Consider the following 10,665-nt stretch of genomic DNA (forward strand, 5'->3'; position numbering starts at 1 on the left):
GGCCAACTGGGCGGCGCCCGCGTCGAGCCGACGCCGCAGCCCCGCCAACGCCTCGTGGGCCCGTTGGGCCTCGGTGAGCGCCTGGTTGCCGCGCTGGGCGGCGGCCACGATCTCGCCCCGCAGTTCGCGGCGGAGCTCGTCGAGGTCCGCGCGCAGCTCCTCGCTGCGCGCCGACCCGTCCCCCTCGGTCCGCAAGGCGATGGAGAGGCCGATGAACACCACGGCCATGATGGCCAGCACCGCGGCGAAGCGGAGCGGGCCGTTGCCGTCGGCGACCAGCAGGATCAGCGCCGCGACGGGGGCCAGCGCCACACCGCCCCAGAAGAGCGCTTTCAGCATTTTTTTGTTGCGCGCGTCGACGGGTACCGGGGCAGGCATGGGTCCTGACCCTACCGAGAGTTGCGGTGGGTGGGAACGGCTCGACCGAAGACCTTTCGGTGGGCGATGCGCCGATTTCGCGGCACTTGCCGGGGACCAGCGACGACGCGGCGCCCCCGGCCGGATTCGACCGAGGGCGCCGGGAGTCGACGGGTCAGTTCTGCGCGTACGCCGCGTCGGTGGAGAAGACCAGCCCGACACTGATCGTGCCGTTACGCAGACCGGTCTTGGTCAGCGGGCCACCACCGTCGAGGGACGAGAACGAACCGACCGTGAGGCCGTACTTCTCCTCCAGGCCGGGCTTGCAGAACGGGCGCTCCTGGCACTCCGGCGGGCCGCCCAGCACGGTGGCCGTACCCGAGCACTTCTCGGCCAGCTCGGAGAGGGTCCGCACGCCGTACTTGTCGGCGAACTCCTGGGTCACCGCGAACGCGTTCTGGCTCTGGGCGGCGGCCGGGGCACCGAAGGTGAGGCCGGCCTTCTCGCCGAGGCCGCGCAGGGCGGTCACGGTGGCTTCCACGTCCGGCGAGGAGACCGGCTGGCCGCCGCCCGCCTTGCCGTTGAGGAACTCGGCCATGGTGGCCGCGTACTCGGGGACGACCTGGATCTCGCCCTTCTCCAGCGCCGGCTCGTACAGCTCCCGGTTGCCGATCTGCTGGACGGTGACCTGGTAGCCGGCCGCCGTCAGCTGGATCTTGTAGAGCTCGGCGATGATCTCACTCTCGGTGAAGTTGCCGGCACCCACGGTCAGGCGCCCGCCCGGTCCCCGCTCGACCCCGTCGGCAAGCGAGTTGGCCGTGGCGAACTCCTGCGCGGCCACCTGGGCGCTCTTGCGGTCCACGTCGACCGCCTTGTTGAGCTGCACCAGCTTGGGGGTGTCGAGCACCGACGAGACCTTGTCCAGCGCCGCGACGAGCTGCGGCGTGGACACCTCGCTGTTGATCGCCGGAATGATGTTGTCCGCGTTCTGCAGGGACTTGTCGTCGTCGAGCGCGATGAGCTGCTCGCCGGCCACCGGTGCGCAGCCCTCCCCCGAGGCCCCCTGCTGCGGCGCCTCGGTGCCGGACGAGCCGGCCTCACCGCATCCGGCCAGCACGCCCGCGGCGGCGATCGCGCCGACGAACGCGATGGACAGTCTTCTACCTGCGCGCATGTGCCCGCCTTCCGTGTCCCGGCGCGACCCCTCGGGCCGGCCGCGTGTCCGACGGGCGATCCGCATCAGCCGCCCGCAGTCCCACCCAACATCCTGGTGGCGGGCACCGACAACTCGGAGAGAACTTCGTCACCGGAACGTCACCATCCGTCCACGACGGCGGCGCGACGGGCCACCCGGACCGGTGACTCCAGGGCGACTCAGGTGCCGGTGACCGCGTCCGCCGCACGTCGTGCGGCCCGACGCCGGACGCGACGCAGCGGGCGGGGCGTGACCATCCGCTCGACCCCGGCGAAGATCAGTTCGACGCTGACCGCGAGCGCGGCCACCAGCAGGCCACCGGCGAGGATCTGTCCCCCGCCGACCGCGATGCTCAGCCCGAAGCCGAATCGGATGATCTCCCCCAGGCCACCACCGTTGACGAAGGTCGCCAGGGCCGCCGTGGCGACCACCTGAACGGCGGCGGTCCGGAACCCGGCAGCCAGATAGGGCACCGCGAGCGGCAACTCGACCCGACGCAGCACCTGCCTGCCGGTCATCCCCATCCCCCGGGCCGCCTCCCGGATCTGCGGGTCGACCTGCCGCACCCCGGTGTACGCGTTGGCCAGCAGCGGCGGCACCGCGAACACCGCCAGGGCGACCACCACGGCCGGGCGGCCGAAGCCGAGGAAGGTCAACGGCAGGATGGTCAACAGCGCCAGCGTGGGCACCGCCAGGGTGACGTTGGAGACCAGCACCACCACGCCGCCGCCCCGGCCGGTGTGTCCCAGCCACAGCCCGAGCGGCCAGGCCACCAGGCAGCCCAGCAGCACGGCCGTGGCCGACATGCTGACGTGCTCGCCGAGCCGGTCCAGTGCCCCGCCCGGGTTGGTCCAGTTCAACGGGTCGTTGAGCCAGACCACCGCCTGCTCCACGGGATTCATGGCGTCCTCCCGCCGGTCCGCCGGCCGCCCGCCGCGCTCATCCGACCCGCCCGCGCAGCCACGGGGTGAGCAGCCGGCCGACGCCGACCAGGAACAGGTCGAGCACCAGCGCCAGCAGCACGCAGAGCAGCGTCCCGGTCATGATCTGGGCCTTGTAGAAGTTGTTCTGGAAACCCGCGAAGATGATCTGCCCGAGGCCGCCGCGCCCGATCACCACACCGACGGTGACCAGCGCGACGGTGGAGACCGTGGCCAGCCGCAGGCCGGTGAGGATGCCGGGCAGGGCCAGCGGCAGTTCCACCCGTAGCAGTCGGCCCCAGCGGCCGTAACCCATGCCCTCGGCCGCCTCGCGTACCTCGACCGGCACCTGGTTGAGCCCGGCAACGGCGTTCCGGACGATCACCAGCAGCGCGTAGAGCACCACCACGCTGAGCACCGTCGTCACCCCGATGCCCAGGTACGGCGCGATGAACGCGAACAGCGCCAGGGACGGGACGGTGTAGAGCACCCCGGTGAGTGCGAGAATCGGACCGGTCAACGGCCGGAACCAGTACGCCACGACGGCCAGCGGGACGGCGATCAGCGCCGCGATCAGCACCGCCCGTAGGGTCAGCGTGGTGTGGTCCCGCAGGGCGGCCAGCACCGTGTCAGAGTTGTCCCGCACGTACTGCCAGGAGAACCACGGGTTACCCGGGTCGGCCCGGTAGCTCAGGCGGAAGGACATACGTGGACGTTACCCCGGCCACCGACGACGGTCGGCGCGCGGCGTCGATCACTCTCGACGGTATCGGCAAGCGGTATCCGGACGGTACCGAGGCCGTCCGCGACCTCAGCCTGCACATCGACGCGGGTGAGCTGGTCGTGCTGATCGGGCCCTCCGGGTGCGGCAAGTCGACCGTGTTGCGGATGGTCAACCGCCTGATCGAGCCGACCGCCGGCCGGATCGTGCTCGGCGAGTCCGACGTGACCCGGGTCGACCCGGTGAAACTGCGGCGACAGATCGGGTACGTCATCCAGAACGTCGGCCTGTTCCCGCACCAGACGGTGGCCGCCAACGTGGCCACCGTGCCCCGCCTGCTCGGCTGGCCCCGGGACCGGGCCCGGCGCCGCGTCGACGAACTGCTGGAGCTGGTCGGCCTCGATCCGGCGCAGTTCGGCCGGCGCTACCCGCACGAACTCTCCGGCGGTCAACGGCAGCGGGTCGGCGTGGCCCGGGCACTCGCGGCCGACCCGGTGGTGCTGCTGATGGACGAGCCGTTCTCCGCCGTGGACCCGATCGTGCGAACCCGGTTGCAGGAGGAGTTCCTGCGGCTCCAGGCCGAGGTCCGCAAGACCATCGTCCTGGTCACCCACGACCTGGACGAGGCGGTACGGCTCGGCGACCGCATCGCGGTGCTCTCCGAGGGCGGCCACCTGGAGCAGTACGACACCCCGGCGGCCCTGCTCGGCAGCCCCGCCACCCCGTTCGTCCGCGAGTTCGTCGGCGCCGACCGGGGCATCCGGCGGTTGGCGGTGACCCCGCTGACCCGGGAGGTGCTCGAACCGCTGCCCGCCGACGGCACGGCGGAACTGCCCTCGGTGCCGCTGGGCGGTTCGGCGTACGACGCGTTGGCGGTGCTGCTCACCTCGACGCAGGGTCGGGCCCTCGTCACCGAGGACGGTCGCCCGGTCGGGTTGCTCAGCCGGGAACGCGTCCTCACCCTGGCCGAACCGACCGGCTGAGCCACGCCGCACCTCGGTCGACGCGAAACCGGGCCCGCCGATGCGGCAGGCCCGGTCGCGGTCGTCGAGCAGGTCAGCGGCGTCCCCGGTAGCCACCGAGGGTGGCGATGCCGATGATCCAGCCGGTGAACAACCCGTACTCGGCACCGTCGCCGGCGGCCTGGAAGGCGCCGAGCAGCGACGGGTTGGTGCGGATCAGCGCGGTGAGCAGGGCCGCGAAGGCGCCCGCGAAGACGAACGCCGCCCAGCCGGCGAAGAACTGGCTGAGCGTGCCCCGGGCCCGGGCGAGCTGCGAGCCCGGCAGGAGGTAGAGGAAGACGAAGGTCATCACGACCACGAGAATCGCCTTCAGGTCGGCGGCGAAGATCTCCTGGATCGAGTCGGAGGAGTCGAACCGCCAGGCCGGCCAGGCGAGAAGTCTCAGGAACCAGCCGCCGGCGCTGTCCGGGTCGGTGTTGTCCCGTGCCCAGTCGGCGTACCAGGGGCTGCCGAAGACCAGGACCATGATGAGCGCGGCGAGCGTGCCGGCGCCCGGTGCGGACTTGTATCGATTGGTGAGAGCCATGGCCCCGCTAGTTCCCAGCACATCGACACGGGCAAACGCGAGGCGCGTTTTATGGGGGTACGCCCCGTTCGGCGGTGGGTACCGACCCGGCCGGTCAGTGCTTCATCAGGTAGTCGATGAAGGCGGCACGCAGCAGCGGAGCGGACTCCTCATAGCCGTGACCGGTCATCTCCCGCCACAGCGCGGCGGCCTCATCGATCGTCGGCCCCACCGAGTTCGGCGCGCCGTCCAGCGCGGCGGCCTCGTCCGCGTTCGGCAGACGGCGCAGCACCGACCAGAAGAACTTCACGTCCCGGTTCTCCCGGGCGAGCGCGAACGCCTGCTCGCGCAGCTCCTCGGTGGAGAGGGCGTCCAACTCCTCGAACGACCGGCCGCCGGAGATCGATGATGTGTCGGTCATGAACCGAGCCTAACCGCCGAGATCACATTCGGCGCGTCGACGGCGCGCGGGACCGACGGTCCGTCACCGGTCCTCGGCGTCCCAGGGGCGCGGGCCGGTCTCCCAGCGGCGGGGCCCCCACGGGTCGGTCGTGCTCGTCGGCGACTGCGCCGGAGGCATGGGCGGCCAGTCACCGACCGGCTCCGGTCGTGGCAACGTCCAGCCGCCGCCGTTGGTGGCGTCCGGCGGCGGGGGCGGCGGTGCGGCCGTGAACAGCGGCGCGGGCCGCCCGTACGCCTCGACCAGCCGGGTGACCACCAGACCGACGGCCAACACCACTCCGCCGACCGCCCACCGGCTGACCGTCCAGCCACGGGTCTGGGCGTACGCGAGGAACAGGCCGATCGCACCGGCCGTCAGCAGCGTTCCGAACACCCCGCCGCGCAGCCCGAAGGCGCTGGTTCCGGCGAGCACGGCCGCGCCCACCGCCAGCACCGTCCAGTCCAGCCCGGTCGCCGGGGTCACCGCCCCCTCGGCGGAGGCGACGAGCGCACCCGCGAGCATCGCCAGGACGGTGGAGAAGACGTACCCCAGGGTGGTGACGACGGCGGCGGCCGTCCCCCGCCGCCGGGCCGGGTCGGCGACCGGGCGGAACCGGCCGACCAGCCGGCGGACCGGTCCCAGCGCTCCGAACAACGCGCCGAACACCGCGATCGCGGCGAAGCCGACGAAGAGCTGGCCGGCGACGCCACGCGGGTCGAAGTCCCCCTGCACCAGCACCGGTGCGGAGCGCTGCTCGATGTAGACGATCACACCGGCCGCACCCGCCAGGCTGGCCGCCCAGCCGGGCACGTGCAGCACCACCACGAGCAGTCCCAGCAGCAGTCCACCGAGGGCGGCCACGCCACAGGCCAGCCCGACGGCCTCGACCAGGCCCCGGTCCGACTGCTCGGCGAAGTGCAGCCCGGCCGCGACCGCCACCGGCCCGATCGCCAGGTTCACCGCGGCCGTCCGCAGGCTCAGCCCGGCGGCCAGCGCCAACAGGCCGAGGGCCACCACCTCGACGATGAGTACGCGCAGCCCACCGCCCCGCAGGATCGCCGGGTCCTCCCGCCAGACCAGGTAGACCAGCGCACCGAAGCCGAACAGCAGGAGCGTCTCCCAGACGATGTGCACACCGAAGCGGTCCGGGCCGGTCTCGCACTGCGGATCGTCGGGACCGGGCTCCGTCACCGCGACGGAGGCGGCGGAGGTCGGTTCCGGGAGTTGACTCCGGCCCGGGTCGTCGTACGCCATGATCGTTGCCTCCCAGCAGCCGCCGGGAACCCATCGACGCACCGGCGGTGACCGTCACTTCTGGTCGCTGGCACCGTACCCGCGTGGCGGAGCCGGGCGTAACCCCGCGTTCACCGTCGAGGAGGGCGACTCTCCCAGTCGTCGGGCTCCTGCTCGTCCTCCGGCCGCTCCGGGACCCGGCAGGACCGCTCCAGCCAGAGCGCGGCGGCCACCAGCGCGACCGAGGCCACCAGCCCGGCGATCGCCGCCGGCCGATCCGATCCCGCAGCCCGGGTGCTCTGCACCAGCAACCAACCCACCAGCCCGGCGTACGCCCCGGCGAAGATCGCCCCGACCAGGGCGGACGCCTTGGCCAGCACCACGAAGCGGGCGACCAGCAACGGGTTGACCGGGTCACGGCCGGGTCGGCGGTCGATGCGACCACGGGTGTTGACCGCCGCGTACGCCTCCAGCACGGCGAGCCCGGCCAGGGTCACCACCGGCAGCCAGGGCAGCGGCGGCAACCCGCTGTAGTAGAAGCTGCTGATCAGCAGCCAGGTGGCCGCAGCCGCGGCCAGGGCGGCGACCACCAGGGTCGAGATCCGGGTGGGACCCATCCGCGACTCGTCGTCGGGGGGCGTGGACCGCGTCATGCCGGCCCGCCGTCACGCCGCGCGCCGACCAGGGCTGCGGCGCCGCGCCTGACGGCCGACCCGCCGTACTCGCCCGTGTCGACTCCGCTGCGCTCTCTCATGGCGTCGACTCTAACGTCAGATCCGGCCGTGGGCTCAGTTCCGCGACCTCGGCGTCGAGTGGCCCGGCGGTGAGCAGATCGGTCAGCCAGCCGTGTCCGGGCAACCGGCCGTAGGGCTGGATGTCGATCCACGGCCGCAGCACGAAGGCGCGCAGATGGGCCCGGGGATGCGGCAGCGTCAGCTCGGGGTCGTCGCGGAGCACCGGCTCACCGTCGTCGCCCCAGACCGCGATCACGTCGACGTCGAGCGTGCGGGGACCGAACCGCCGTTGCGGGTCACGGACCCGCCCGGCGGCCCGCTCGGCGCTCCGGGCCCGCGCCAGCCAGTCGTCCGGCCCGGCGGCCGGGTCACCGACCAGCGCCACCGCGTTCAGGTACGCCGGCTGCGCGGTGTCACCCCAGGGCGGCGTCTCGTACACCCCGGAGACCATCAGCACGCTCTCGCCGAGCGTGGCCACGGCGGTACGCAGGTGGTCGAGGCGGTCACCCAGGTTGCTGCCCAGGGAGAGCACCGCCCGCGTCATCGGGTACGCGTCCGGCGCATCGTCACGGCCACGTCGCCGAAGGCGTGCGGGATCGGCGCCTCGGGTTTGTGCACGGTCACCGTCGCGGCGGACACCCGTGGATCGGTCAGGCAGACCTCGATCAGGCGGTCGGCCAGCGACTCGATCAGGTCGACCGGCTCGCCGGTGATCACCGCGACGAGGCCGTCGGCCAGCTCGCCGTAGTGCACCGTGTCGGCGACGTCGTCGGAGCGCGCGGCGGGGCCCAGATCCAGCTCCAGGACGACGTCGACGACGAACTCCTGCCCCCGGGCGCGCTCGAAGTCGTACACGCCGTGCCGGCCGTGGGCCCGCAGGCCGGTCAGCGCGATCCGGTCGGTCATCGCCGGACCTGCCGGTCGCTGCCCGCCCTGACGGACGGTCGACTCTCCGGCGTGCCGCCGAGCCGGGGAGCGCCGGTGGCCTGCCAGACCGCGAGCGCGTCCACGGTGGCGCGGACGTCGTGCACGCGTACCCCCCAGGCACCGGCGGCGATCGCGAGCAGGCTGGTGGCGACGGTGGCCGCCTCCCGACCGCCGGTGGGTCGCGGGGTGCCGTCCGGTCCGGCCAGCAACTGGCCGAGGTAGGACTTGCGGCTCGCGGCGAACAACAGCGGACAGCCGAGGTCGAGCAGTTCCGGCAGCCGGGTGCTGAGCTGCCAGTTGTGCGCCGCCGTCTTGGCGAAGCCCAGGCCCGGGTCGATGATCAGTCGGTTCTCGGACACCCCGACGGCGAGCGCCGCCGCCACCCGCTCGCCCAGTTCGGCGCGGACCTCGGCGACCACGTCCCGGTAACTGGCCAGTTCGCTCATCCGTCGGGAGTGACCGCGCCAGTGCATCAGCACCCAGGGGCAGTCGGCGTCCCGGACCACGCGGGCCATGTCCGGATCGGCCAGGCCGCCGGAGACGTCGTTGACCACCACCGCCCCGGCGGCCAGTGCCGCCTCGGCGACCCGGGCCCGGGTGGTGTCGATGCTGACCGGTACGCCGGCCGCGGTCAGCTCCCGGACCACCGGCAGCACCCGGGCGCTCTCCGTCTCGGCGTCCACCCGGTCGGCGCCGGGCCGTGTCGACTCTCCACCGACATCCACCAACGCCGCTCCGTCGGCACGCAGCCGGACGCCGTGTGCGACGGCCGCGGCGACGTCGGCGTAGCGTCCGCCGTCGGAGAACGAGTCGGGCGTGACGTTCAGAACGCCCATCACCACCGGGGCCGAGGCCCGTACCAGATCGGTCACGACTAGACGGTACCGGTCCGTTCCACCGCCCTGAGCAGGCCCGCGATCCGGGCACTGACAAGGCGATTAGAACGCGTGTACGATCGGTCGTCCGGGCAGCTTCGGGCAGACTCTTCGCGGCTTGTCGCAAAGGGGGGCGGCCCGTACGCTGTGGAATTGCCCAGCATCGAGATGGCGAGGCGTGAAGAGGAGGGCCGAAGCGGGGTAATTCGCCCAAAAATCGCCACTTTCCGTGGCGAGTGACACACACAGGGTCTCGGGCGCTGTGCCGACCGAGCACCCATCCCGCAAGGCTTGCCTACTGCACCACCGCGGCACCGCCGGCCGCGACTTGGGGAGGTTCCAGTGATCGCCATCGAGCTGATGGAAGCGGCGTCGAGCAACGCCGCCCACCTGCTCTCCACTGTGGCGTCGTCGATCCCGCTCGCTGCCGACGAGCCGACCGGGATCAACACCGAAGGCGTCGTCACCTTCTTCGCCAGCAAGATCGCGCCGATCCTGCTCGCCGTCCTGGGTGTCATCTTCATCGGCCGTGCCAGCCGGGGCGAGATCTCCAAGGTGTTGACCAGCTCCGCCATCGCGATCGTCGGGCTGGCCTTCATCGCCGGAGCCGCCACCCTCTTCTTCATCGGCGACTTCCTGATCAACCTGATCTTCGAATAGGCGCGGGCTCGACATGCGGCTGCGCACCGACGACGACATCTACCGGGCCCGCCTGGTCTATCTCGGGCCGCCCGGCTACACCCTTCCGGTCCACCTGCCGTACGCCCAGTACGGGCTGTTCATGCTGCTCGTTCCCCTCTACATGTTCATCCACTGGTTGTTCACGTTGCAGGTCGAGCTCTTCCCCGCCTGGGAGATCGCCCTCGCCATCGTGACCACCTCGTTCGTCTTCCGGTACGTCGACCCGGATCGGCCGGCGCGCATGGTGATCCGTACCGCGCTGACCGACTGGCGACGCACCCGGGAGCCGGCCGCCGAGCAGCGCGATCCGCGCCTGGTCGGCAGCAGGATCAGGATCCGGGAGGAACTCGCATGACCGGCTGCACGCCGTACCGGCCGTCCCACAGGTTGCCGGGCCGTCCCGGTGCCGCCGAGACGACACACGGCCTCCCGACGGCCACCACGGACGCGGGCAGGGCGGTCGCATGAGCCCCTCCCCCACGCCGGGTTCCCCGGCCGGGCGTCCGGCCGCACCACACGGTAACCGTGCGCGATCATTCGACTACCCGCAGGCCGGTGAGCTCGACGAGGCCGACCTCGATCCGGCGCTCGCCACCACCCCCGGCCACGGTGGCGTCGGCGTCTTCCAGGCTCCCCGCCCCCCGCAGCGCCTGTCGGTGGCGGCCGAACCCGCGCCGCCACCCCCGGCACCCCGCGACGGGGCCGACATCGACTCGCCCTTCCTGGACCTGTTCGGCGGCACCTACGCCCGGCCGGGTTCCGCCCAGCGCGGCAACGCCCTTTCCGGGCGGAGCGTGCCGCAACAGGCACTGCCCCCGCCACCCCCACCGGTCGTACCGCCGACGCCGGTGACCCAGCGGCCGGCCACACCGCACCTGCCCGCGCAGGCCACCGGCCCGGCCCCCGCCGTCGCCCGACCGGCCGTCGAGCCTCCCGTGGTCACCGCACCCGCCGTGCCGCCGCCTCCACCTCCGGCACGGCCGCCGGCACCGGCCCCCGACCGGCTCCCGAACGCCCGCCCGCCCGTCGACGACCAGCCGACCCGTGCCGAGC

General features: G+C 72.6%; 13 protein-coding genes and 2 pseudogenes. 4 read left to right on the forward strand and 11 right to left on the reverse strand.

The features are described 5' to 3' along the window. The 4 genes and pseudogenes from EYA84_RS17955 to EYA84_RS17970 all read right to left on the reverse strand — a co-directional run. Nucleotides 1-378 (reverse strand): annotated as a pseudogene (locus tag EYA84_RS17955) (hypothetical protein); the annotation flags it as partial. A 154-nt stretch (nt 379-532) separates the two neighbouring features. Further along, a complete protein-coding gene (locus tag EYA84_RS17960; RefSeq protein ID WP_131054217.1) occupies nt 533-1,531 on the reverse strand; it encodes a glycine betaine ABC transporter substrate-binding protein in 999 nt (332 codons plus the stop codon). 200 nt (nt 1,532-1,731) lie between these two features. Next, nucleotides 1,732-2,454 (reverse strand): ABC transporter permease, encoded by a 723-nt coding sequence (locus EYA84_RS17965; RefSeq protein WP_131054218.1) that lies wholly within the window; start codon nt 2,452-2,454, stop codon nt 1,732-1,734. A gap of 37 nt (nt 2,455-2,491) precedes the next feature. Beyond that, entirely contained in the window at nt 2,492-3,178 is a 687-nt protein-coding gene (locus EYA84_RS17970; RefSeq protein ID WP_131054219.1) for an ABC transporter permease, read from the reverse strand. 2 nt (nt 3,179-3,180) lie between these two features. On the opposite strand from EYA84_RS17970, the gene EYA84_RS17975 reads away from it, so the two are divergent. Beyond that, nucleotides 3,181-4,176: an ABC transporter ATP-binding protein gene (locus EYA84_RS17975; protein WP_131054220.1), complete on the forward strand. Its 996-nt coding sequence runs from the start codon at nt 3,181-3,183 to the stop codon at nt 4,174-4,176. A gap of 73 nt (nt 4,177-4,249) precedes the next feature. On the opposite strand, the gene EYA84_RS17980 is transcribed toward EYA84_RS17975, so the two are convergent. The 7 genes from EYA84_RS17980 to folP all read right to left on the reverse strand — a co-directional run bounded on the left by EYA84_RS17980 (nt 4,250) and on the right by folP (nt 8,928). Next, nucleotides 4,250-4,741 carry a hypothetical protein gene (locus EYA84_RS17980; RefSeq protein WP_131054221.1) on the reverse strand — a complete coding sequence of 164 codons (492 nt, stop codon included), beginning with the start codon at nt 4,739-4,741 and terminating at the stop codon, nt 4,250-4,252. 94 nt (nt 4,742-4,835) lie between these two features. Then, nucleotides 4,836-5,141: a hypothetical protein gene (locus EYA84_RS17985; protein WP_131054222.1), complete on the reverse strand. Its 306-nt coding sequence runs from the start codon at nt 5,139-5,141 to the stop codon at nt 4,836-4,838. Nucleotides 5,142-5,204: 63 nt separating this feature from the next. After that, on the reverse strand, nt 5,205-6,416 hold the full coding sequence (locus tag EYA84_RS17990) for an ABC transporter permease (RefSeq protein ID WP_131054223.1): 1,212 nt from the start codon (nt 6,414-6,416) through the stop codon (nt 5,205-5,207). Between the two features lie 110 nt (nt 6,417-6,526). Continuing rightward, nucleotides 6,527-7,012 (reverse strand): DUF3180 domain-containing protein, encoded by a 486-nt coding sequence (locus tag EYA84_RS17995; RefSeq protein WP_394347584.1) that lies wholly within the window; start codon nt 7,010-7,012, stop codon nt 6,527-6,529. A 133-nt stretch (nt 7,013-7,145) separates the two neighbouring features. Continuing rightward, nucleotides 7,146-7,673 (reverse strand): 2-amino-4-hydroxy-6-hydroxymethyldihydropteridine diphosphokinase, encoded by a 528-nt coding sequence (gene folK / locus EYA84_RS18000; RefSeq protein WP_131054225.1) that lies wholly within the window; start codon nt 7,671-7,673, stop codon nt 7,146-7,148. Beyond that, nucleotides 7,670-8,035: a dihydroneopterin aldolase gene (folB, locus tag EYA84_RS18005; protein WP_131054226.1), complete on the reverse strand. Its 366-nt coding sequence runs from the start codon at nt 8,033-8,035 to the stop codon at nt 7,670-7,672. The genes folK and folB overlap by 4 nt, the downstream gene beginning before the upstream one ends. Further along, the gene (folP, locus tag EYA84_RS18010; protein WP_131054227.1) at nt 8,032-8,928 is read right to left on the reverse strand and encodes a dihydropteroate synthase; all 897 of its coding nucleotides are present in this window, start codon (nt 8,926-8,928) and stop codon (nt 8,032-8,034) included. The genes folB and folP overlap by 4 nt, the downstream gene beginning before the upstream one ends. Nucleotides 8,929-9,273: 345 nt before the next feature. Between folP and EYA84_RS18015 the strand changes: the two genes are divergently transcribed. The 3 genes and pseudogenes from EYA84_RS18015 to EYA84_RS18025 form a co-directional block, all read left to right on the forward strand. Beyond that, nucleotides 9,274-9,591 carry a hypothetical protein gene (locus EYA84_RS18015; RefSeq protein WP_131054228.1) on the forward strand — a complete coding sequence of 106 codons (318 nt, stop codon included), beginning with the start codon at nt 9,274-9,276 and terminating at the stop codon, nt 9,589-9,591. A 13-nt stretch (nt 9,592-9,604) separates the two neighbouring features. Continuing rightward, nucleotides 9,605-9,967: a hypothetical protein gene (locus EYA84_RS18020; RefSeq protein WP_093409867.1), complete on the forward strand. Its 363-nt coding sequence runs from the start codon at nt 9,605-9,607 to the stop codon at nt 9,965-9,967. A gap of 109 nt (nt 9,968-10,076) precedes the next feature. Beyond that, a pseudogene (locus EYA84_RS18025) lies at nt 10,077-10,665 on the forward strand (hypothetical protein); the annotation flags it as partial.

It is taken from the genome of Verrucosispora sp. SN26_14.1, assembly GCF_004307965.1.
GTDB lineage: Bacteria > Actinomycetota > Actinomycetes > Mycobacteriales > Micromonosporaceae > Micromonospora.

Coding starts and splice junctions, on each gene's coding strand:
- EYA84_RS17985 (WP_131054222.1), bottom strand. CDS start 5,141: ATGACCGACACATCATCGATCTCCGGCGGCCGGTCGTTCGAGGAGTTG.
- folB (WP_131054226.1), bottom strand. CDS start 8,035: ATGACCGACCGGATCGCGCTGACCGGCCTGCGGGCCCACGGCCGGCAC.
- EYA84_RS17970 (WP_131054219.1), bottom strand. CDS start 3,178: ATGTCCTTCCGCCTGAGCTACCGGGCCGACCCGGGTAACCCGTGGTTC.
- EYA84_RS18020 (WP_093409867.1), top strand. CDS start 9,605: ATGCGGCTGCGCACCGACGACGACATCTACCGGGCCCGCCTGGTCTAT.
- EYA84_RS17960 (WP_131054217.1), bottom strand. CDS start 1,531: ATGCGCGCAGGTAGAAGACTGTCCATCGCGTTCGTCGGCGCGATCGCC.
- folK (WP_131054225.1), bottom strand. CDS start 7,673: ATGACGCGGGCGGTGCTCTCCCTGGGCAGCAACCTGGGTGACCGCCTC.
- EYA84_RS17965 (WP_131054218.1), bottom strand. CDS start 2,454: ATGAATCCCGTGGAGCAGGCGGTGGTCTGGCTCAACGACCCGTTGAAC.
- EYA84_RS17995 (WP_394347584.1), bottom strand. CDS start 7,012: ATGGGTCCCACCCGGATCTCGACCCTGGTGGTCGCCGCCCTGGCCGCG.
- EYA84_RS17980 (WP_131054221.1), bottom strand. CDS start 4,741: ATGGCTCTCACCAATCGATACAAGTCCGCACCGGGCGCCGGCACGCTC.
- EYA84_RS17990 (WP_131054223.1), bottom strand. CDS start 6,416: ATGGCGTACGACGACCCGGGCCGGAGTCAACTCCCGGAACCGACCTCC.